This window comes from Mesorhizobium sp. P170090, assembly GCF_057786115.1.
This window is the reverse complement of record NZ_JBYNWH010000001.1, coordinates 1067885-1087456: the sequence shown is the minus strand read 5'-3', so window position 1 is coordinate 1087456 and position 19572 is coordinate 1067885. Positions and strand designations below refer to the sequence as shown.

The 19572-nt window shown below is 63.4% G+C and carries 24 protein-coding genes; 4 read left to right on the top strand and 20 right to left on the bottom strand.

What is annotated here, in order from left to right:
• Positions 1–37 precede the first annotated feature (37 nt).
• The 9 genes from AC3EML_RS05500 to AC3EML_RS05460 all read right to left on the bottom strand — a co-directional run bounded on the left by AC3EML_RS05500 (position 38) and on the right by AC3EML_RS05460 (position 8801).
• Positions 38–697 (bottom strand): HAD family hydrolase, encoded by a 660-nt coding sequence (locus AC3EML_RS05500; protein ID WP_352520610.1) that lies wholly within the window; start codon positions 695–697, stop codon positions 38–40.
• 11 nt (positions 698–708) lie between these two features.
• Positions 709–2187, bottom strand: a complete 1479-nt coding sequence (locus tag AC3EML_RS05495; RefSeq protein ID WP_352520611.1) for a mannitol dehydrogenase family protein — start codon at positions 2185–2187, stop codon at positions 709–711.
• Between the two features lie 46 nt (positions 2188–2233).
• Complete coding sequence (locus tag AC3EML_RS05490) at positions 2234–3004, bottom strand: L-iditol 2-dehydrogenase (RefSeq protein WP_352520612.1); 771 nt, start codon at positions 3002–3004, stop codon at positions 2234–2236.
• On the bottom strand, positions 3001–4005 hold the full coding sequence (locus AC3EML_RS05485) for an ABC transporter ATP-binding protein (RefSeq protein ID WP_023689168.1): 1005 nt from the start codon (positions 4003–4005) through the stop codon (positions 3001–3003). The genes AC3EML_RS05490 and AC3EML_RS05485 overlap by 4 nt, the downstream gene beginning before the upstream one ends.
• 50 nt (positions 4006–4055) lie before the next feature.
• Positions 4056–4880: a carbohydrate ABC transporter permease gene (locus AC3EML_RS05480; RefSeq protein WP_023671250.1), complete on the bottom strand. Its 825-nt coding sequence runs from the start codon at positions 4878–4880 to the stop codon at positions 4056–4058.
• Positions 4881–4891: 11 nt separating this feature from the next.
• The gene (locus AC3EML_RS05475) at positions 4892–5764 is read right to left on the bottom strand and encodes a carbohydrate ABC transporter permease (protein WP_023671249.1); all 873 of its coding nucleotides are present in this window, start codon (positions 5762–5764) and stop codon (positions 4892–4894) included.
• 119 nt (positions 5765–5883) lie between these two features.
• Positions 5884–7194 (bottom strand): ABC transporter substrate-binding protein, encoded by a 1311-nt coding sequence (locus AC3EML_RS05470; RefSeq protein WP_023671248.1) that lies wholly within the window; start codon positions 7192–7194, stop codon positions 5884–5886.
• 244 nt (positions 7195–7438) lie between these two features.
• Positions 7439–7780 (bottom strand): hypothetical protein, encoded by a 342-nt coding sequence (locus AC3EML_RS05465; protein ID WP_155923262.1) that lies wholly within the window; start codon positions 7778–7780, stop codon positions 7439–7441.
• A gap of 112 nt (positions 7781–7892) precedes the next feature.
• Positions 7893–8801, bottom strand: a complete 909-nt coding sequence (locus AC3EML_RS05460; RefSeq protein ID WP_023671245.1) for a LysR substrate-binding domain-containing protein — start codon at positions 8799–8801, stop codon at positions 7893–7895.
• A 110-nt stretch (positions 8802–8911) separates the two neighbouring features.
• Between AC3EML_RS05460 and AC3EML_RS05455 the strand changes: the two genes are divergently transcribed.
• Entirely contained in the window at positions 8912–9097 is a 186-nt protein-coding gene (locus tag AC3EML_RS05455; protein WP_023671244.1) for a hypothetical protein, read from the top strand.
• A 35-nt stretch (positions 9098–9132) separates the two neighbouring features.
• On the opposite strand, the gene AC3EML_RS05450 is transcribed toward AC3EML_RS05455, so the two are convergent.
• Positions 9133–10092, bottom strand: a complete 960-nt coding sequence (locus AC3EML_RS05450; protein ID WP_023671243.1) for a sugar-binding transcriptional regulator — start codon at positions 10090–10092, stop codon at positions 9133–9135.
• A gap of 219 nt (positions 10093–10311) precedes the next feature.
• Between AC3EML_RS05450 and AC3EML_RS05445 the strand changes: the two genes are divergently transcribed.
• Positions 10312–10944, top strand: coding sequence for an HAD family hydrolase (locus AC3EML_RS05445; RefSeq protein ID WP_023693084.1), 633 nt, complete (start codon positions 10312–10314; stop codon positions 10942–10944).
• Positions 10945–11238: 294 nt separating this feature from the next.
• On the opposite strand, the gene AC3EML_RS05440 is transcribed toward AC3EML_RS05445, so the two are convergent.
• The 8 genes from AC3EML_RS05440 to ureC all read right to left on the bottom strand — a co-directional run bounded on the left by AC3EML_RS05440 (position 11239) and on the right by ureC (position 17467).
• A complete protein-coding gene (locus tag AC3EML_RS05440; protein ID WP_352520613.1) occupies positions 11239–12006 on the bottom strand; it encodes a class II aldolase and adducin N-terminal domain-containing protein in 768 nt (255 codons plus the stop codon).
• Between the two features lie 66 nt (positions 12007–12072).
• The gene (ureG, locus tag AC3EML_RS05435) at positions 12073–12705 is read right to left on the bottom strand and encodes an urease accessory protein UreG (RefSeq protein WP_023671240.1); all 633 of its coding nucleotides are present in this window, start codon (positions 12703–12705) and stop codon (positions 12073–12075) included.
• Positions 12702–13160 (bottom strand): DUF3995 domain-containing protein, encoded by a 459-nt coding sequence (locus tag AC3EML_RS05430; protein WP_023745871.1) that lies wholly within the window; start codon positions 13158–13160, stop codon positions 12702–12704. Before AC3EML_RS05430 ends, ureG begins: the two co-directional genes overlap by 4 nt.
• The gene (locus tag AC3EML_RS05425) at positions 13157–13828 is read right to left on the bottom strand and encodes an urease accessory protein UreF (RefSeq protein WP_023693083.1); all 672 of its coding nucleotides are present in this window, start codon (positions 13826–13828) and stop codon (positions 13157–13159) included. The genes AC3EML_RS05430 and AC3EML_RS05425 overlap by 4 nt, the downstream gene beginning before the upstream one ends.
• Positions 13821–14423 carry an urease accessory protein UreE gene (gene ureE / locus AC3EML_RS05420; protein WP_352520614.1) on the bottom strand — a complete coding sequence of 201 codons (603 nt, stop codon included), beginning with the start codon at positions 14421–14423 and terminating at the stop codon, positions 13821–13823. Before ureE ends, AC3EML_RS05425 begins: the two co-directional genes overlap by 8 nt.
• Positions 14420–15025 carry a glutathione S-transferase family protein gene (locus tag AC3EML_RS05415; RefSeq protein ID WP_023822032.1) on the bottom strand — a complete coding sequence of 202 codons (606 nt, stop codon included), beginning with the start codon at positions 15023–15025 and terminating at the stop codon, positions 14420–14422. The genes ureE and AC3EML_RS05415 overlap by 4 nt, the downstream gene beginning before the upstream one ends.
• Before the next feature lie 43 nt (positions 15026–15068).
• Entirely contained in the window at positions 15069–15662 is a 594-nt protein-coding gene (locus tag AC3EML_RS05410) for a hypothetical protein (RefSeq protein WP_023695869.1), read from the bottom strand.
• A gap of 92 nt (positions 15663–15754) precedes the next feature.
• On the bottom strand, positions 15755–17467 hold the full coding sequence (ureC, locus tag AC3EML_RS05405; RefSeq protein WP_031195771.1) for an urease subunit alpha: 1713 nt from the start codon (positions 17465–17467) through the stop codon (positions 15755–15757).
• A 174-nt stretch (positions 17468–17641) separates the two neighbouring features.
• Here ureC and AC3EML_RS05400 point away from each other — a divergent pair, with 174 nt between their 5' ends.
• Together AC3EML_RS05400 and AC3EML_RS05395 are read left to right on the top strand one after the other, a co-directional pair.
• The gene (locus tag AC3EML_RS05400; RefSeq protein ID WP_023671233.1) at positions 17642–18004 is read left to right on the top strand and encodes a hypothetical protein; all 363 of its coding nucleotides are present in this window, start codon (positions 17642–17644) and stop codon (positions 18002–18004) included.
• Positions 18005–18127: 123 nt separating this feature from the next.
• Positions 18128–18625 carry a hypothetical protein gene (locus AC3EML_RS05395; protein ID WP_023689155.1) on the top strand — a complete coding sequence of 166 codons (498 nt, stop codon included), beginning with the start codon at positions 18128–18130 and terminating at the stop codon, positions 18623–18625.
• Between the two features lie 26 nt (positions 18626–18651).
• On the opposite strand, the gene AC3EML_RS05390 is transcribed toward AC3EML_RS05395, so the two are convergent.
• Together AC3EML_RS05390 and AC3EML_RS05385 are read right to left on the bottom strand one after the other, a co-directional pair.
• Positions 18652–18957 carry an urease subunit beta gene (locus tag AC3EML_RS05390; protein ID WP_352520615.1) on the bottom strand — a complete coding sequence of 102 codons (306 nt, stop codon included), beginning with the start codon at positions 18955–18957 and terminating at the stop codon, positions 18652–18654.
• An 8-nt stretch (positions 18958–18965) separates the two neighbouring features.
• Positions 18966–19559 carry a HupE/UreJ family protein gene (locus AC3EML_RS05385; protein WP_023671230.1) on the bottom strand — a complete coding sequence of 198 codons (594 nt, stop codon included), beginning with the start codon at positions 19557–19559 and terminating at the stop codon, positions 18966–18968.
• Between the last annotated feature and the right edge of the window lie 13 nt (positions 19560–19572).

Genomic DNA, 19572 nt, shown 5'->3' with positions numbered 1-19572 from the left:
CGTCCGAAAACCGCTTCACACTTTTCGGCATCATGCTCTAGCCTGCAATCAGATCGGGCAATTGCAGCATGTCCGCGAATATAAAGTCCGGTTCACTCGACGCAAGCCGCGCTTTCAAGGCCGGGTTGCCGGCGTGCGAACCGCCGGTGAAAGCAAAGACGCGCATACCGGCCGCACGCGCCGCCGCGATGCCGGCAGGGCTGTCCTCGATTACGATGCAATTACCGGGATGCGCGCGCATAGCAGCGGCGGCATGGAGAAAAAGATCCGGCGCCGGCTTGCCGCGCGCGACCATGGCAGCGCTGAACAGATGGGGCTCGAGCAGGCCGAGCAGGCCGGTAACGTCGAGCGCATAGCGAATGCGGTCGAGCGTGCCGGAGGAAGCGACGCAGCAGGGCACGCCCAGCCTCGGCAGGATGTCGCTGATGCCGGGAATCGGCTTCAGCTCCTCGCGGAATTTGCGCATCAGCTCGACGCGCATATCGGTCAGGTGCACGTCGGTGATGTCGATGGTGAAATCGCGAAGAAGTATCTCGCGCACGCTCTTCATGCTCTTGCCGAGGAAATGCTCGTAGGCCGCATCCTCGTTGACCGAGCCCCCGGCGGCAGAGATCATGCCGAGCAGAGCCGAAACCGACAGCGCCTCGCTGTCGACCAGCACGCCGTCACAGTCGAAGATGACCAGTTCGGGCGTCATTGCGGCTGGCGTCAGAGCTTGCCGGAGATGTAGCGCGTCAGCGTCGCGCGCGTGCCATTCGCCCACAAGACGTTGAGCGCATGGGCAAAGGCCTCGGCGAACGGCGCCGAGCGGCCGACACCGCCATAGATATCCTCCATCGCAAGCCAGGCGCCGGGCTTGTCCTTCGCCGCCTTCGCGCTTGCCTGCAGCCGGTCCCAGCTCGGATCGTTGGCCTCGATGACCGCGCCGCTGTCGGTGGTGCCGAAACAGTAGCGGCACCACAGCGCCGACTCGAGCGCCAGACCCGCGACGCCTTTGCCGGCCTTCAGCCGGTCGGCAATGGTCGGGATGATGAATTTCGGCTGCCGGTTGGAGCCGTCGAGGCAGAGCCGGCGGATGGTGTCGCCGATCTTGGGGTTGGAAAAGCGCTGCTCGATGAGCTGATAATAATCCTCCAGCACGGTGTCCGGCACCGGTGGCACGGTCGGGATGATCTCGTCATGCTCGAGCTTGGCGAGGAAGCCGCGCACCAGCGGCTCCTGCATCGCCTCATGGACGAAATGGATGTCCATCAACCCTGCGGGATAAGCGATCGTGGCATGACCGCCATTGAGGATGCGGATCTTCATCAGCTCATAGGGCGCGACATCCCTCACGAATTGCACACCGACCTTTTCCAGCGGTGGGCGGCCGTCGGTGAAACGGTCTTCCAGCACCCATTGCTTGAACGGCTCGCAGAACACCGGCCAGTTGTCCTCAAGGCCGAACTCCGAGGCGAGAATACCGCGCTCGCGGTCGGAGGTGGCGGGGGTGATGCGGTCGACCATGCCGTTGGGAAAGGCGACATTGTCGCTGACCCAGTTTGCCAGATCCTCATCGATCAGCCGGGCGAGGCCGATGACGCCATCCGAGGTGACATGGCCATTGTGAGGGATGTTGTCGCAAGACATGACGGTGAACGGCACGATGCCGTCGGCCCGGCGGCGCTTCAGCCCGGCCAGGATGAGGCCGAACACCGTCTTCGGCGTCGTGCCTGCCTGTGCGTCGGCGACGATGTCGGGGTGGGTCGGGTTGAACTTGCCGGAGGCCGGATCGATGAAATAACCGCCTTCCGTGATGGTCAGCGAGACGATCTTGATCGCCGGATCGGCGAGCTGGTCGATGATGGCATCGGCATCGCCGGGCGTCAGGAAGTCGATCATGACGCCGGTGACGCGGGCGCTCATATGGTCGGAATCCTGCTCGACCACGGTGGTCAGCCAGTCCTGCTCCTGCAGCTTGGAACGGCCGATTTTTTCGCCCTCGAAGACCCCGGCGCCGACCAGCGCCCAGTCATGGCCGATGCCTGCATTGAAGAGATCGTCGAGATAGACCGCCTGATGCGAGCGATGGAAATTGCCGACGCCGAAATGCACGATACCGGGTTTGAGCGCAGCGCGGTCGTATTTCGGACCGGCGACCTTGGCGGGGAGTTCCGAGAGGATCGAGGAGGAGAGTTTCACGGTCATTTTTCTACCCTTTTGGCCGGGCTGCGGCCTGCGTGATCCCGGCCCATCAACTCATCCATTGGCCGCCATCGACATTGTAGGTCTGGGCGACAATGTATTCGGCGTCGTCGCTGGCCAGGAACACCGCCATGCCGGTCAGGTCCTCCGGCTTGCCCATGCGGCCATAGGGCACGCCCTCGCCGACCAGCCGCTTCTTCTCGCCCTTCGCCCGGTTCTCATATTTGGCGAACAGCGCATCGACCTCATCCCACATATCGCTGTCGACGACGCCGGGCGCGATGCCATTGACGTTGATGCGGTGCTTGATCAGGTCGAGCCCGGCGGACTGGGTCAGCGAAATCACCGCGGCCTTGGTGGCGCAATAGACGGCGACCAGCGGCTCGCCGCGCCGTCCTGCCTGGCTGGCGATGTTGATGATCTTGCCGCCCTTGCCCCTTGCGATCATCGAACGCGCCGCTGCCTGCAGCATGAACAAAGTGCCGGCGACGTTGACGGAGAACAATTTGTCATAGCTCGCTTCGGTGATCTCGACGATCGGCGCCAAGTCGAACAAGGCAGCATTGTTAATCAGTATGTCGAGGCCGCCGGTCTTTGTTTCGACCGCATTGACCGCCGCCTGGATCGAAGCGAGGTCGCTGACGTCGAGCCTGACCGGATAGGCGTTGGCGCCAATCTCGGCGGCCGTCTTTTCGGCAGCCGCCAGATTGATATCGGCAATGGCCACCGTGGCGCCCTCGCGGGTGTAGGCTTCGGCAAAAGCCCTGCCGATGCCGCGCGCGGATCCGGTGATCAGCGCCGATTTGCCTTTCAGTCTCACTGCGTCAGCGCCTTTCCATCGGGGCCGAACCGATGCATGCGGACCTTGTCCGGCGTCAAATAGATGGTGTCGCCGTGGCGTACGGCCAGTTCGCCATCGGCGCGTACCGTCAGCGGACCGACGCCGTCGGCCTGGACATGCAGGAAGGTGTCGGAGCCCAGATGCTCGGCGACGCCGACGAGGGCTTTCCAGTCACCCGCTGTGGTCGATATCCCCATATGCTCAGGACGAATGCCGATGGTCTTGGCGTTGTATTTGGCCGCCGGCGCACCTTCGATCAGGTTCATTTTCGGCGAACCGATGAAGCCCGCCACGAATAGGTTCTTCGGCGACTTGTAGAGTTCCATCGGCGAGCCGACCTGTTCGATGTTGCCGGCGTTGAGCACGACGATCTTGTCGGCCATGGTCATGGCTTCGATCTGGTCGTGGGTGACGTAGACCATCGTCGTCTTGAGCTGATGGTGGAGCTCGCTGATTTCGAGCCGCATGGTGCCGCGCAGTGCGGCATCGAGGTTGGACAGCGGCTCGTCGAACAGGAAGGCCGAGGGCTGGCGCACGATGGCGCGGCCGATGGCGACGCGTTGCCGCTGGCCGCCGGAGAGCTGGCCGGGCCGGCGTTCGAGATAGTTGGTGAGATTGAGGACCCGGGCTGCGTCCTTCACCTTCTTGTCGATCGTCGCCACATCTTCGCCCGCCATCTTCAGCGGGAAGCCGATGTTCTTGGCCACCGTCATATGCGGATAGAGCGCATAGGACTGGAATACCATGGCCAGCTTGCGCTTGGCCGGCGCCTCGCCGGTGACGTCACGGCCATCGATGTTGATGGTGCCCCCGCTGGTGTCCTCGAGCCCGGCGATGAGGCGCAGCAACGTGGACTTGCCGCAACCCGACGGCCCGACGAAGACGACGAACTCGCCATTCTCGATGACCAGGTCGAGGCCTGGAATGATGACCGTCGATCCGAAATGCTTGGAGACGTTCTTGAGCGTGATGTTTCCCATGGTTTCCTCCCCGAGGGGTTATTTGGCCGGATTGCTTCAGGCAACGTCCGTTATTTTACCGCGCCGAATGTCAGGCCGCGCACCAGCTGCTTCTGGCTGAACCAGCCCATGATCAGGATGGGGGCGATGGCCAGCGTCGAGGCCGCCGAAAGCTTGGCCCAGAACAGGCCTTGCGGGCTCGAGAACGAACTGATGAAGGCCGTCAGCGGCGCTGCCTCGGTGGTGGTCAGGCGGATGGTCCAGAAGGCTTCGTTCCACGCCAGGATGATGTTGAGCAGCATGGTCGATGCGATGCCCGGCACGGCCATGGGGGTCAGCACATAGACGATCTCGCCCCACAAGGTGGCGCCGTCCATGCGTGCCGCCTCCAGGATTTCGCCGGGGATTTCGCGGAAGTAGGTGTAGAGCATCCAGATCACGATCGGCAGGTTGATCAGCATCAGCATGATCATCAGGCCGATGCGGCTGTCGAGCAGTCCGGCATCGCGGAAGATGAGGTAGATCGGGAATAGCACGGCAACCGCCGGCATCATCTTGGTCGAGAGCATCCACATCAGGATGTCCTTGGTCCACTTGCCCGGCGAGAAGGCCATCGACCAGGCGGCCGGAACCGCGACTATCAGGGCCAGGATGGTCGAGCCGACCGAGAGCAGCACCGAGTTGAAGAAGAACTTGAAGTAGCCGCTCTGCGCCTGGACCTCGGTATAGCTCTCGAACGTCCCCGACGGGATCAGCGCGAAGCCCTGGATGGCCTCCTGCTCCGACTTGAACGAGGTGATGATCGTGTAGAGGATCGGGAAGAAGATCAGCAGCGCGACGATCCAGGCGGCGCCTGTCGCAATGACCTTGTGTTGGGTGGTGACTGCACGTGCCATCGTATCCTCCCTTACTTGTCCAGGTTCTTGCCGACCGCGCGCATGGCGAAGAAGGCGACGATGTTGGCGAGAATGACGGCGATGACACCGCCGGCCGATGCCTGGCCGATTTTGAACTCCAGCAATGCCTTCTGGTAGACGAGGAAGGGCAGGTTGGTGGAGGCATAGCCGGGTCCGCCATTGGTGGTGACCAGGATTTCGGCATAGACCGACAGCAGGAAGATGGTCTGGATCAGGATGACGACGGTGATGGCGCGCGACATGTGCGGCAGCGTCAGATAGATGAAGCGGCTGACGAAGCCGGCGCCGTCCATCTCGGCGGCTTCCTTCTGCTCGCCGTCGAGCGACTGCAATGCGGTCAGCAGGATCAGCGTTGCGAAGGGCAGCCATTGCCAGGCGACGATGATGATGATGGCAAGCATCGGATGCTGCCCGAACCAGTCGATCGGTTGAGCCCCGAAGAAGCGCGCAATGTCGGCAAAGACGCCGTATTGCGGGTGCATGATCATGTTCTTCCAGACAAGTGCAGCCACCGGCGGCATGACGAAGAACGGAGAGATGACGAGGATGCGGACGATCCCCTGTCCCCACATCGGCTGATCGATCAACAGCGCCAGCATGATGCCGCCGATGACGGTGATCAGCAGCACGCTGCCCACCAGGACCAGCGTGTTGAGGATCGACTGCAGGAATGCCGGGTTGGAATAGAACAGCGAGTAATTCGAGAACCAGACAAACCCGTCGCGGATCGGATTGAGCGGATTGTACTGCTGGAAGGAGAACCAGATCGTGAGTGCCAGCGGCACGATCATCCAGACGAACAGCAGCACCACGGATGGCGCCAACATAAAGCGGGCAAGCGAACGGGTCTGCTGAGTAGCCATGACGGTCACCCTTCAAGGTCAGCCAAATTTTCAGGTGTGTGAAAGGGGCCGCCCGAACTGGGATTCGGGCGGCCGTTGCCGGCCAAGGAGGCCGCCGGCATTCGGCACCGGGAGGAGCCTTACTTGATATAACCGCCTTCGGTCATGGTCGCGGTGGCGGCGTCCTGCGCCTGCTTGAGCGCGTCGTCTACGCTGGTCTGGCCGGCGAGCGCCGCCGAGAACAGCTGGCCAACGGTTGTGCCGAGGCCCTGGAACTCAGGAATTGCGACGAACTGCACACCGACATAGGGCACCGGCTTGACGGTCGGATGCGTCGGGTCGGCGGCATTGATCGAGTCCAGCGTCATCTTGGCGAACGGAGCCGCCTTCTGATACTCGGCATTGGCGTAGAGCGAGGAGCGCGTGCCCGGAGGAACGTTGGCCCAGCCTTCCTTGGAAGCAACCAGTTCTGCGTAGTGCTTGCTGGTCGCCCAGGAGACGAACTTCTGTGCGGCGTCTCCCTTCTGCGTGCCGGCCGGGATGGCCAGCGACCAGGCCCACAGCCAGTTGCCGCGCTTGCCCAGACCATTGTCGGGGGCCAGTGCGTAGCCGACCTTGTCCGCGACGGTCGAGTTCTTCGGGTCGGAGACGAAGGAGGCGGCGACGGTGGCGTCGATCCACATGCCGCACTTGCCCTGCTGGAACAGCGCCAGGTTTTCGTTGAAGCCGTTGGACGAGGCGCCCTCGGGACCGTCGGCCTTCATCAGGTCGACATAGAACTGCAGCGTGTTCTTCCATTCGGGCTGGTCGAATTGCGGCTTCCAGTTCTCGTCGAACCAGCGGGCGCCGAAGGAGTTCGACATGGCGGTGAGGAAGGCCATGTTCTCGCCCCAGCCGGCCTTGCCGCGCAGGCAAACGCCGTTCACGCCATTGGCGCGGTCGGTCATCTTGTCGGCGGCCTGCTTGATGAAGTCCCAGGTCGGGGCGTCGGGCATCTTCAGCCCGGCCTTCTCGATCAAGTCCTTGCGGTACATGACGAAGGAGCTTTCGCCGTAGAAGGGCGCGGCATAGAGCTTGCCGTCGACCGACAGGCCGCCGGCAATGGCCGGGATGATGTCCTTGGCGTCATAGTCGTCGCCGAGCTTGTCGAGCGGCAACAGCCAGTTCTGCTTGGCCCAGATCGGAACCTCGTAGGTGCCGATGGTCATAACGTCATACTGGCCACCCTTGGTGGCAATGTCGGTGGTGACGCGCTCGCGCAGCACGTTCTCTTCGAGCGTGACCCAGTTGAGCGTGACGTCGGGGTTAGCCTTGGTGAAGTCGTCGGTCAGCTTCTGCATGCGGACCATGTCGCCATTGTTGACGGTGGCGATGGTGATGGATTCGGCATGCGCGGCGAAAGCGAAGGCGCTGGCCGACAACAGGCCCAAAGTGAGCGTGCGCAGTTTCATCAAATTCCTCCCATGAACCAAGATGAGCATTTGCCTTGGTAATGGGCAATTACTCACTTGGCGTTAATTATGTCAAGCCGGATTCGATGCTGCAGCGCAGCACACGGGGCAGGTGCGCGACGTTGCGCGCGTAGAGGATATTGAATGGATTTGGGAAGCTGTTTGCACGGGGATGTGAGAGCGGGTTGATGCCGACCCATCGCAACCCAATCATGGCGCCAAGGGAGCGATAGGGCCCAGCCCGTCAGCCGTGGGACGGGTAGCTTCCGACGGAATATTCGAAAACCCTGCCGTCGCGTGTTTGCTTGGCTCTGGTCAGCACTTCCGTCACCTGGATCCAGCTGGGCTCGTCCTTGCGCAGCCTAACTTCCCGGCCGATTGCCTTCACGGCAGCTTGAAACGGCGTAAATGCTTCGATCACCTGCGTCGTGCGCACGGTGTTGTTTTCGATTTCTTCGACGCGATAGACTTTCATCAGCCGGCTGATCGACCCTGTTTCAATCTGCAGACGATTGATCCTGCTCAATTGGGTCGTCACAAGCACAAGCCTATGCCGGGCGAGTGATATCGACAGCGTTTTTGTCAAGCTTGGTTAACCGGGTGGCCCGATCGCAGCTGTTTGTCCGCGAAAGCGAGCATTCGTCGCGGATCCATGGCTCGCTTTGCATCTCGGAAATCAATCCGCGAATCGCTCGCCCTCAGGCGCAGGCGATCTCGGCCAGGATCCAGTCCCGGAAGGCTTTTATCTTCGGCACGTTGCGACGCGCCGTCGGGTAGACCAGCCAATAGGCGTGGCCGTCGTCGCCGACCAGGTCGAAGGGCTGGATCAGGCGGCCGGCGGCGAGCTCGGTCTTGAACAATGCGGTGGTCAGGATTGCCACACCATGGCCGGCGATGGCCGCGTTCGCCTCATAGGCCTGCGCGCCCATGCTGGTGCCGGTGCGCCTGGCAAGTTCGTCCGCCGGGACGCCGGCAAGGGCGAACCATTCCCGCCACCAGATGTCGCCGGGATCGAGAATGGGCAGCTTGAACAGGTCGGCGGGTTCGTGGACGCCACCTATGGTGGCAGCGAGTGCCGGGCTCAGCACCGGGGTGAAATCGGCCTTGAACAAAAGATGGGTCTCCACTCCAGGCCACTTGCCGCTGCCGGAGCGGATAGCGATGTCCATGTCCTCGCGGGCAAAATCGATCACCCTGTTCGAGGTATCGACGCGCACCGCCAGCGACGGATGCGCGACCTGGAAGGAGCCGAGGTGCTGCGCCAGCCAGTTCGAGGCAAAGGTCAGCAGCGTCGAGACGCACAGCACACCATCGGCGCCCCCACGCGCGGCGGAATAGGCGCTTGAGAGCAGGCTGAACGCCTCGCTGACGGCGGGCGCCAGGCGCTGGCCGGGTTCCGTCAGCACAATCTGGCGCGGCTGGCGCAGGAACAGCGGCGAACCGATGCGCTCTTCCAGAAGCTTGATCTGGTAGCTGGCGGCGGCCTGCGTCATGCCGAGTTCCTGCGCGGCCTTGGTGAAGGAGAGATGCCGCGCGACGGCTTCGAACACCCTGATGGCCTGCAGCGGCGGCAACTGGGCGAGCTGTGGTGCCTTGAGATCGGGCATAAGCCCTCCTTATGGGTCGTGATCGACGTTTGATTGGCGGCAAGAGCCAATCAGGCCGATATCTGGTGTCAACGATCAATCAAGTTCAAGCATAGCGGAGGCTGAAGATCATGACCACGGTACAGCAAAAGCTCCATTCGACCCCGGCGCAGAGCTGGTTTTCCCTGCTGGTGCATGAATTTTCCCTGCTTGTGCACCGCCGGCGCGGCTACGTCGACGTCCGGGAGTTGTCGCCGCATCTGCAGCGCGACATGGGTTTTCTCGACGGCAACGACCCGTCCGGGCGCTGCAAATAAACGTGTTGGATTTTATCGATGGGCCGCTTAATCTATCAGGAACCGTCGAGCAAAGCCGTGGCGGTCCGCTCGTCGGTGATGAGGCCATTGACCAGCCGGCGGTTCACCGCGGCCAGGATGCCCGGCAATTTGCGCTCGCCCATGGCGAGCGCAATGACCAGCGACTTTTCGCGTGACGGCAAGGCTGCCGACGATACCCGGTCGTTGGTGATGCCCTCGATCATGCGGCCTTCCCGATCGAACACCCAGCCGACGATCTCGGCGACGCCGCCAGCCTTTTGCAACGCCTTCAACTCGCTTTCCGAGATAAAACCGTCCTCGTAGAGCGGCGCCTTCGGGCCGAGATCGCCGATGCCGACAAAGGTCACGTCGGCTTCCGCGGCCAGCGCCAGCGTCGGTTGGATCATCGGCTGGGCAAGCAGCATCTCGCGCTCTTCCGGCGACGAGGCGATGACCGGCAGCGGCATCGGGAACGAGCGCGCCTTGACCCGGTCGGCCATGGTGAAGATGACGTTGTAGAAGGCGGCCGAACCGTCGGGCGAGATGTTGCCGGTCAAGGACACAACCTTGTGCTGCGAGCATTCCATCGGCGGCAATTGCTCGATCGCCGCCTTCAACGTGCGGCCGGTGCCGATGGCCAAGACGATGGGCGTCGGTGACCGCAGCCGCCGCTCGATCTCGGCCGCAGCCGCCTCGGCAATGCCGATCGTGGTCGAGGATGAGGTCGGATCGCTCGGCACCACTTCGACCAGGTCGAGCGCGAAGCGCGACTTCAGCCTTGCGGCAAGGTCGAGGCAATTGGCGATCGGGTGGTCGACCCGCACCTTGATCAGCCCCTCCGACACCGCCAGCGACACCAGCCGCTGCGCCGTCTGCCGGGAAATGCCGAGCGTGGCGGCGATCTGGTCCTGGGTGTTGCCGGCAACATAGTAAAGCCAGCCGGCGCGCGCTGCCTCGTCCAGCCTGCTGCTGCCGCCATCTTGCCGCGAATTCAAAATGTGCCTCCAGCCCTGCCCCTTTGCGCGCCCTTGGGCGAAGCGTCATAGTCTTGCAGGGAATGTGTCGGCGCGCAATTGTCTATCGGCAGGGCAATTGCTTGCTGCTTCGATCCGGCCGCCGCGCGGCAACCAACCAAGCGAAAATCGCCAGCGGACGGGCTCGGCGGTTTATCTCCTGATACAAACGCTTTAAGGGGATCGGCAAAGGAGCCTCGCATGACGCCGAAAGCGGTTTTCTGGGATATGGACGGCACGCTGGTCGACAGCGAGCCGCTGCATGAGGCCGCCTTGGTGGCGGCGCTGCGCAGCGTCGGTATCACGCCGCCGGCCGACCTGCATGAGCGGGTGCTGGGCGTCGCCGCCGCACCGGTCTACGAGATGCTGCGCAGCGAGTTCGGCCTCGACCTGCCCTTCGACGACTGGATCGTGCGCAAATACGATCACTACATGCCGATGGCCGAGACGCTGAAGCCGCGCCCCGGCGCGATCGAAGTGTTCAACGAATTGCGCGCGCTCGGCGTGCAGCAGGCGGTGGTGTCCAATTCCGACCGGGTGATCGTCGATGCAAATCTGAGCGCCGTCGGCCTGATCTATCCCGGCATGCGCACGATCAGCCGAAACGACGTGCGCGAAGGCAAGCCGCATCCCGAACCGTTCCTGCGCGCCGCATGGCTGGCCGGCGTCGATCCCGCAGACGCGGTGGCCGTCGACGACAGCGTTACCGGCGCCACATCAGGCCTGGCCGCGGGGATGCGGACGATCTTCTGGCCGGAAGCGCCGATGGCAGGACCGAAGGGCGCTGTCGTGATCAACAGTGCGGAAGAGTTGCGGGCTCAGTTGGGACTCTGAGTGAGCCTATGAACGTCGGCGCTGCCCCTCATCCTCCCTTCAGCTTGGCCATGCATTGTCTAATGTTGCGCTGGTCGACCCCCACTCCGTCTCGGCTTCGCCGAGCCAAGCTTTTTGCCGTCAAACGCTCGTCCAGAAAGCTCCCTTCCTTTCCCTCCGGAGGAGGGAAAGGTGGCGCTGCGAAGCAGCGACGGATTGGGGGAACCACCTGGCAACCAAGCCTTACGCCGATCAGTCATAACAAATCACAGAAGGTGAGTGCGTAGCGTAAACGGGAGAAGCACGGATGGTCGCTTAGCTGCGGTACACCGGCTCCTCCTCGTCGAGGATCGCCTTCAGCTCGGCAAGGTGACGCTCCGCCTGGAGGGGATAGTCGTCCATTTCGCTGGCGGTCTTTTCGGCAATGGCGTCGGGGAGCGTGCGCAGCGGACGGCCGGTCCACAGCGCCTTGATGTAGGTCTCGGCGGCACGCTCGAAATAGAACATGCGGTTGAAGGCGTCGGCAACGGTGTCGCCGATGACCATGACGCCGTGATTGCCCATCACCATCACCTTGACCTTAGGGTCGGTGAGCAGTTGCGAGCAGCGCTCGCCTTCCTCCTCGAAGGCCAGCCCGCCATAGTGGGCATCGACGACGTGGCGGTTGAAGAACATGGCCGAGTTCTGGTCGATCGGCGGCAGAGTCGAGTCGGCCAGCGATGCAAGCACAGTGGCATGAATGGAATGCACATGCATGGCGCAGCGCGCATGCGGCACGTTGCGGTGAATGGCGCCGTGCAGACCCCAGGCGGTCGGGTCGGGCGCATTCGGGCCGGACAATGTCTCGGGATCGTTGGCGTCGATCAGCAAAAGGTCGCTCGCCTTGATGCGCGAGAAATGCACCTGGTTGGGGTTCATCAGGAATTTGCTGCCGGCCTCGTTGACCGACAGCGAGAAGTGGTTGGCCACGGCTTCATGCATGTTGAGCCGCGCCGTCCAGCGGAAGGCGGCGGCAAGGTCGACGCGCTCCTCATAATAGGGCAGGTTGGTCAGCGGCTCTTTCTGCAAACGGGCGATGCTCATCAAAAAATCCTCCATTTCCCCGAGAATGCCGCGCCCAATGCCGACCAGCAACCGGTAAGTACTGGGTCAGGCCGCCGAGCGGGCCGACTGCAGCCCGCCATGTTCGACGATGAAGTCGATGACTTCCTGCAGTCCCTTGCCGCGCGATAGATCGGTGAAGCCGAACGGGCGCTTGCCCCGCATTCGGGCGGCGTCGCTCTCCATGACATCGAGGTTGACGTTTACATAGGGCGCCAGATCGCTCTTGTTGATGACCAGGAAATCGGAACGGGTGATCGCCGGCCCGCCCTTCCTGGGGATTTCCTCGCCCTGGCAAACCGAGATGACATAGAGGGTCAGGTCGGCAAGGTCCGGCGAGAAGGTGGCAGCAAGATTGTCGCCGCCGGATTCGATGAAGACGATGTCGAGATCGGGGAATTTCCTGTTCAGCCCGGCGATCGCCTGCAAATTGATCGAGGCGTCCTCACGGATGGCGGTGTGCGGGCAGCCGCCGGTCTCCACGCCGACGATGCGGTCCTCAGGCAGCGCCTGCAGGCGAGCCAGCATCATGGCGTCTTCCTTGGTGTAGATGTCGTTGGTGACGACGGCGATGGAGAAATCGTCGCGCAGCGCCTTGCAGAGCTTTTCGGTTAGCGTCGTCTTGCCGGAGCCGACGGGACCGCCGATGCCGATGCGCAGGGGACCGTTGGCCTGAGTCATAGCGAAAAATCCGTCATGCCGAAAAACTCCGTGATGGCGAGGATGGCGAAGCTGAGCCCGATCAACAGGCAGAGCGGCGAATAGAAGCTGACATCGAGCCGCGCAAAAGGCTGTTCCGGCGCCAGACGGCGCCACCACGGCGTGAAGCCGGCAATGCCGCGGCCGAGGAAGACCAGCCCTATGAGCAGCGCTGTGGCGGCAAGGCCTTCCCTTGGAAAGGGGGTGGCGAAGACCCCGGTCAGCGCCAGCGGCCACAGGGTTGCGAGGCACAGGCACGCGGCAACGGCGAAACAGGCAAACGGCGTCGGCATCTCGTCGACGCCGCGAAAGCCGACGACGGCGTGGGCGCAGGAGACGCCGTCCCTGCCCGGCCAGATGCCGCCAAGGCCCCAATAGACATGCAGCGCGGTGATCAGCAGCAGGACGGCCGAGAGGGCGAAGGCGAGGACGATCATGAGCGGAACAGCCTGGAATACTGCGTCTCGTGCTTCATCGCCATGATGTCGGAGATGAAGGCGCAGCCGCCGAGATCGTCCAATGTCGAGCCGGCGGCGCGCGCGGCCGTCGACAGCGCCAACGGCTCGAAGCCGGCGAGCAAGGCCATAGCGTCCGTCTGGCCGACGATGCCGAGTCGGATCGCCGCCTGGACGAGGTTGGAGAAGAAGGCCTGCAGGAAGGCCGACATCGCGTCCTGAAGCGCGATGCCGTTGCCGCCGGCAACGGCGCCGACGGCGACACAGTAGGCGCATTCGGCCGGCAGGCGGCCCAACACCGGATTCGCCCAAGCCGCTGCCGCTTTCAGGAAGGCGGCGCCTTGCAGCATGGTTTCGGTGTGACGCTCACGCGAGCCGGCCAGCGCTTCGGCGAGATCGGCAATTTCATGGAGATCGCCGCCGCCGCGGGCGCGGCGCCAGGCTTCCGTGAAGAGCACGGCGTCGTTCCAGCCCGAGCCCATCTCGACCAGCGTCTCCAGCCAGAAGGCGAGGCTGGCGGTATCGGCAACCAGCCCGTCTTGCCCGGCGCGTTCGAGGCCATGGCTGTAGGCAAAGCCGCCGACCGGAAAGGCCGGCGACAGCCACGCCATGAGCCGCAGCAAAGCGATGCCGGACGGCTGGTCAGTCATGATCGTGATGATGCCCGTCATGGGAATGGCTGTGCGAATGCGACTCGCTGTGTGCGTGGGAACGTCCATCATGGGAATGCGCTTCGGCGTGCGCATGCGCATGGCCATGATCATGACCATGCGCACCTTGGGCGGAATAGGCGCCGCGCACCGGCTTGAACGGTTCGGAGACTTCGCGCACCGTGGCGCCTAGCCCTTCCAGCATAGCCTTGATAACATGGTCGCGCAAAATCAGGATGCGGCTGGGCTCAATCGCAGCCGCCAGATGCCGGTTGCCGATATGCCAGGCGAGTTCGGTCAGATGCACGGCGTGGCGGGCGCGGATGTCGTAGACCTCTTCGGGTGCCGCGGTGATCTCGACCTGGCCGCCATCCTCCAGCACCAGCCGGTCGCCATCGTTCAAGGTCACGGGTTCGGGCAGGTCGACCAGCACCTTGCTGCCGTCGGCAAGTTCGATGGCGCGGCGGCGCAGATGGCGCTCGTCATGGGGCAGCACGGCACGGCCGGATGGCGGCACGCTACCGGCAGTGCCGGCCGTCAGCACCGAGACGGCGCGCGGGAATTTGGTGAAGTCGGTGTTGAGGTTGAGTTTCATCGCATGGCTCCGCCATTGGCTTGCGCCCGTGCCCGGGCAGGCCGCGCCAAGACGCGGTCGAAATACGCGTTGACGCGCTCGGACTCGATCGGGAATTTTCCGGCTCGGGCCCAGCCGCCCATGTCGCCCAACAGCACGTCGACGGCGGAAAATCGGTCGCCCAGCGCAAAAGGCCTGTTGCCCAGCCGGCCGTCCAGCGCCTTGGTCTCGGAGGCGAAATCGTAGGCGGCGGCAGGACCGACATCGACCCGCACTTCCTTGGGCAGCAGGAAGCGGTGGCGCAGCTTGTTCCACAGCGGCGCCTCGAACTCCGACTGGGCGAAATGCATCCAGGAATCCATCTCGGCGCGGCCGGCGACACCGGGACCGGCGCCCATGCCTTTGTCGGCGTGCTTGTCGGCGAGATAGACGCAGATTGCCGCCGAATCCGTCACCGTCAGCTCGCCGTCGATCAGGATCGGCACCTTGCCCGACGGGTTGAGCGCATAGGCTTCCGGCGAGCGCAATTTGACTTCGACGAACTCATAGGGCTGCCCGAGTTCCTCAAGCATCCACAGAACGCGGCTGACGCGGGATCCACGCGATCCGATGGCCTTGCACATGGTTGAACCTTCTTTCCCCGCGACCCTAAACCATAGCCCCTGCTCAGACGATGGTGTCGAAGAGCCGCAGGATGAACGAAATTTGGTAGATCAGCGTGCCGACGACGAAGGCGATGTGGAAGCGGCGGTCGCGCACCAGTATGGCGGCGATGCACAGCGCCACGAAAACCGGCGTTCGGAACAAATATTCATTGCCGTAGCGGGCGAAATGCTCCGGCCCTTTCAGCAGCGTGTCGACGACATCGAGCAGATAGGTCGTCGCCAGCAGGCCGAAGAACCAGCCGCGGCGCGAATAGAAGAAATCCTCATAGCTGGTGTAGTCGAGCATCGAATCCGGAAACAGCAGCGCACACAGCAGGAACAGCGTGATGGCATAGAAGATCAGGAACAAATATTTGCCGAAGGTCCAGACCTCTATCGTGTAGAGGCCGAACTCCCACCACCAGAAATGCACCAGAAGCAACAGCATGGACGCGACCCAGCCGAGGTGCACGGGATAGAGCTTGTACTGGCCGGGATGCTGGACGATGCGCGCCACCCCCGACAGCAGGCGGGCGACGCCAAGCCCGATCACCATGCCCATGACGATGCGGATATGCGGGAAGATGTCGTGGGCGGAGGCTATTTCGGTGGCCATGACCTGCTACGCGGTTTCTTTGAGCCGCATATTGCGGCGGCACCGACCGGCTCGCAATGGAATTTGCCGGGTCGATCAAATCGCCCCTCGCCTCAAAACAGGAAATACCGCTGCGCCATCGGCAGCACGGTTGCCGGCTCGCAAGTCAAGAGTTCGCCATCGGCGCGAACCTCATAGGTTTCGGGATCGACCTCGATATGCGGCGTGGCGTCGTTGAGGATCATCGAGTGCTTGCCGATGCCGCCGCGGGTATTTTCGACCGCGACGAACTGCTTGTCGACGCCGAGCCTGCCATGCAGGCCGGACTCCAGCGCCGCCTTCGAAACGAAGGTCACCGACGAGTTGGTCCTGGCCTTGCCATAGGCGCCGAACATCGGGCGGTAGTGCATGGGCTGGGGGGTCGGGATAGAGGCGTTGGGGTCGCCCATCGGGGCTGCGGCTATCATGCCGCCGATCAGCACCATGTCCGGTTTGACGCCGAAGAAGGCTGGGTTCCACAGCACCAGATCGGCGCGCTTGCCGACCGCGATCGACCCGATGTCCCTGGACAGCCCATGCGCGATGGCCGGGTTGATGGTGTATTTGGCGATGTAGCGGCGGACGCGGAAATTGTCGTTGTTGCCGGTCTCCTGCGGCAATGACCCGCGCTGGCGCTTCATCTTGTCGGCGGTCTGCCAGGTGCGGATCGCCACCTCGCCGACACGGCCCATGGCCTGCGAGTCCGACGAGATGATCGAGAAGGCGCCGATATCGTGCAAAATGTCTTCCGCCGCGATGGTCTCCTTGCGGATGCGGCTTTCGGCAAAGGCGATGTCTTCAGGGATCGACGGCGACAGATGGTGGCAGACCATCAGCATGTCGAGATGCTCGGCCAGCGTGTTGACGGTGTAGGGCCGGGTCGGGTTGGTCGAAGACGGAATGACGTTGGGCAGGCCGCAGACCTTGATGATATCGGGCGCATGGCCGCCGCCGGCGCCTTCGGTGTGGAAGGCGTGGATGGTGCGGCCCTTGATGGCGGCGACGGTGTTCTCCACAAAGCCGGATTCGTTCAGCGTGTCGGTGTGGATCATCACCTGCACGTCGTAATCGTCGGCAACCGACAGGCAGCAGTCGATGGCCGCCGGCGTCGTGCCCCAGTCCTCGTGCAGCTTCAGCGAGCAGGCCCCGCCCAGCACCATTTCCTCCAGCGCTGCCGGCAGCGAGGCGTTGCCCTTTCCGGACAGGCCGATGTTCATCGGGAAAGCGTCGAAGGACTGGATCATGCGCGCCATGTGCCAGGGTCCGGGCGTGCAGGTGGTGGCCAGAGTGCCATGCGCCGGGCCGGTGCCGCCGCCGAGCATGGTGGTGATGCCCGACATCAGCGCTTCGTCGATCTGCTGCGGGCAGATGAAGTGGATGTGCGCGTCGAAGCCGCCGGCGGTCAGGATCTTGCCCTCGCCGGCGATGATCTCGGTACCGGGGCCGATGATGATGGTGACACCGTCCTGCGTGTCGGGATTGCCGGCCTTGCCGATCGCCGCGATGCGGCCGTCCCTGAGACCTATATCGGCCTTGAAGATGCCGGCCGTGGCATCGACCACCAGCGCGTTGGTGATGACCGTGTCGACCGCGCCGCCGGCGCGCGACACCTGGCTCTGGCCCATGCCGTCGCGGATGACCTTGCCGCCGCCGAATTTCACCTCCTCGCCATGGACGGTGAGGTCCTTTTCGACCTCGATAAACAGCTCGGTATCGGCCAGGCGCACTCTGTCGCCGACCGTCGGGCCATACATCTGCGCGTAGGCGGCGCGGGTAATTCTAGCCATCAGTCAATGCTCCCCAAACGCAGTCCGGCCGCAGCCCCACATCGTCGCCATCCAATGGTCATGCAATGACCCGCTCGGCGACACCTTCTGATCCCATTTGGCCGTTGAGGTGGCGGTGCCACCCCAAACCGCCCGTTTGCCAAACCCTTGGCCAAATCGATGAAAGGAAAATACATGCGCAAAATCATCGTTCTTGCAGCCGCAGCCACGCTGGCCTCCGCAACCGTAGCCGGCGCCCAGCAGCAGCCCACGCCGCAACCGAAGCCGGCGGCGCCCAGCGCTCAGCCGGCGGCGCCGGCGATCCAGAAGGTCAACATCGTCGATATCAGCGAATTGCCCAAAGCCACCCAGACGCAGGTCAATCAGGTGATCGCCCAGCGTGGCGATGCCGGGCTGCAGAAACTGCGCTCTTCGATCGACGCGACGCCGCAGATCAAGTCGGCGCTCGAAGCCAAGGGGCTCACCTCGGCACAGGTGGTCGCCGCCAGCATGACCACCGATGGCGCGCTGACCCTTGTCACCAAGAAGGCAAGCTGAAAGAAGCGCTTGGCGGGCCGGCACCCGGCCCGCCAGCCCACAGGGAACCTTCGCCCGACAGGAGGCGTTTCGTTCCTTTGGCGCCGAACGGCGTTGCACAGAAAAGTCCACCAGGAGCGAGCAATGCCTGTCTTTGCCGACACCAGATGGCTCCAGAGCCTTGCTGCCTGCACATTTCTCGCAGCTTTCGGCCCGCAAGCCGCGCAAGGTCTTGAAAGCGCTGACGCCGTCAACCGGGCCGACACCGTCAACAGGATCGTCGGCTCCGATGTCCGGCAGGAGGAGGCGCGGACGGAACCACAGACCAACAAGATCATCACCGCGATCGAGCGGACGCGTGAGAACATCGGCGCCGTGCGCAAGACGTCCAAGCTCGATACTGTGGATATCGTCTTCCTCACCGACGCGGCGCGCAGCGAAGGCGGCCCGCCGCCGGCGGTCGAGAGCAAGGTCGAACAGCATCAGGATGACATTGCGGAACTGCGCAAGGAGATCGACGCCAACGCCTTGCTGTTCAACGCCATCGATTCGCGGCGCGTGCTTACGGAAGACGTCCTTGCGGTGGAATTCGACGGCTCGGCAAGAATCGTCATCTACGCGGCGGCCAGGCCGTCGAACTGACCTCAGGGCGCTCGACCCCGTCGATCTCACAGCCTGCCCATGATCTTCTGCTGAAAACCGTAGACCTCGCGTTTTCCTCCGAACGGCACCAGCGTGACGTCCCGCTCTTGTCCCGGTTCGAAGCGCATCGCGGTGCCGGCGGCAATGTCCAGACGCATGCCGTGCGCTTTGTCGCGGTCGAATTTCAACCCCTCATTGGTCTCGAAGAAATGGTAGTGGCTGCCGACCTGGATCGGCCGGTCGCCGCTGTTGGCGACCTTCAGCGTCACCGTCGGCAGCCCCTTGTTGAGCTCGATGTCGCCGCTTGCGGTGATGATTTCGCCGGGAATCATCGTTAGCCTCACAAAACGCCGAAGACCAGGCCGCCGCCGACTGCAGCACAAGCGGCGCCAGCGGCGCGGGCAAGCCCGCGAAAGCGCATGCCGAGGCCAAGGCCGGCAGCGATGCCCATGGCATGGAGAAGTGCGGTGGCAACGGCAAAGCCGGCCATATAGTCAAGCCCACCTGCATTTTCCGGCACTTCGGTGCCGTGGGCATGGCCATGGAACAGCGCGAACAGGCCGATGATGGCGACTCCGGCCGAGACCGGCAGATCGACCGCCAACGCCACCAGCAAGCCAAGCGCGACGACGGAGGCAAGGATGCCCGGTTCGACGAAAGGCACCGGCACGTGGAGCATGCCGAGCGCGCCGCCGACCAGCATGACGCCGACAAAGGCCAGCGGCCAGGCCCAGATTGCCTTGCCGCCCTTGAGCGCCGCCCACAGGCCGACGGCTACCATGACGGTCATATGGTCGAGGCCGGACAGCGGATGCGCGAAGCCCGCCGCGAAGGACGAGGTCGTGCCGATGCCGACATGGGCATAGGCGGGCATCGCCGCCGCCAGCAGCAGGATCGCTGCAAGCGTGGTGCGTTTGGTTGAAGCAGAGATCATCGGTCTTCCCTTC

Bases quoted from the DNA above. Each gene is read 5' to 3' on its own strand.
- AC3EML_RS05495 (WP_352520611.1), bottom strand. From the start codon at position 2,187: ATGACCGTGAAACTCTCCTCCTCGATCCTCTCGGAACTCCCCGCCAAG.
- AC3EML_RS05425 (WP_023693083.1), bottom strand. From the start codon at position 13,828: ATGACTGACCAGCCGTCCGGCATCGCTTTGCTGCGGCTCATGGCGTGG.
- AC3EML_RS05485 (WP_023689168.1), bottom strand. From the start codon at position 4,005: ATGGGAAACATCACGCTCAAGAACGTCTCCAAGCATTTCGGATCGACG.
- AC3EML_RS05445 (WP_023693084.1), top strand. From the start codon at position 10,312: ATGACGCCGAAAGCGGTTTTCTGGGATATGGACGGCACGCTGGTCGAC.
- AC3EML_RS05430 (WP_023745871.1), bottom strand. From the start codon at position 13,160: ATGATCGTCCTCGCCTTCGCCCTCTCGGCCGTCCTGCTGCTGATCACC.
- ureC (WP_031195771.1), bottom strand. From the start codon at position 17,467: ATGGCTAGAATTACCCGCGCCGCCTACGCGCAGATGTATGGCCCGACG.
- ureG (WP_023671240.1), bottom strand. From the start codon at position 12,705: ATGACTCAGGCCAACGGTCCCCTGCGCATCGGCATCGGCGGTCCCGTC.
- AC3EML_RS05460 (WP_023671245.1), bottom strand. From the start codon at position 8,801: ATGCCCGATCTCAAGGCACCACAGCTCGCCCAGTTGCCGCCGCTGCAG.
- AC3EML_RS05500 (WP_352520610.1), bottom strand. From the start codon at position 697: ATGACGCCCGAACTGGTCATCTTCGACTGTGACGGCGTGCTGGTCGAC.
- AC3EML_RS05400 (WP_023671233.1), top strand. From the start codon at position 17,642: ATGCGCAAAATCATCGTTCTTGCAGCCGCAGCCACGCTGGCCTCCGCA.
- AC3EML_RS05470 (WP_023671248.1), bottom strand. From the start codon at position 7,194: ATGAAACTGCGCACGCTCACTTTGGGCCTGTTGTCGGCCAGCGCCTTC.
- AC3EML_RS05455 (WP_023671244.1), top strand. From the start codon at position 8,912: ATGACCACGGTACAGCAAAAGCTCCATTCGACCCCGGCGCAGAGCTGG.
- ureE (WP_352520614.1), bottom strand. From the start codon at position 14,423: ATGAAACTCAACCTCAACACCGACTTCACCAAATTCCCGCGCGCCGTC.
- AC3EML_RS05415 (WP_023822032.1), bottom strand. From the start codon at position 15,025: ATGTGCAAGGCCATCGGATCGCGTGGATCCCGCGTCAGCCGCGTTCTG.
- AC3EML_RS05475 (WP_023671249.1), bottom strand. From the start codon at position 5,764: ATGGCTACTCAGCAGACCCGTTCGCTTGCCCGCTTTATGTTGGCGCCA.
- AC3EML_RS05480 (WP_023671250.1), bottom strand. From the start codon at position 4,880: ATGGCACGTGCAGTCACCACCCAACACAAGGTCATTGCGACAGGCGCC.
- AC3EML_RS05390 (WP_352520615.1), bottom strand. From the start codon at position 18,957: ATGATTCCCGGCGAAATCATCACCGCAAGCGGCGACATCGAGCTCAAC.
- AC3EML_RS05410 (WP_023695869.1), bottom strand. From the start codon at position 15,662: ATGGCCACCGAAATAGCCTCCGCCCACGACATCTTCCCGCATATCCGC.
- AC3EML_RS05440 (WP_352520613.1), bottom strand. From the start codon at position 12,006: ATGAGCATCGCCCGTTTGCAGAAAGAGCCGCTGACCAACCTGCCCTAT.
- AC3EML_RS05385 (WP_023671230.1), bottom strand. From the start codon at position 19,559: ATGATCTCTGCTTCAACCAAACGCACCACGCTTGCAGCGATCCTGCTG.
- AC3EML_RS05395 (WP_023689155.1), top strand. From the start codon at position 18,128: ATGCCTGTCTTTGCCGACACCAGATGGCTCCAGAGCCTTGCTGCCTGC.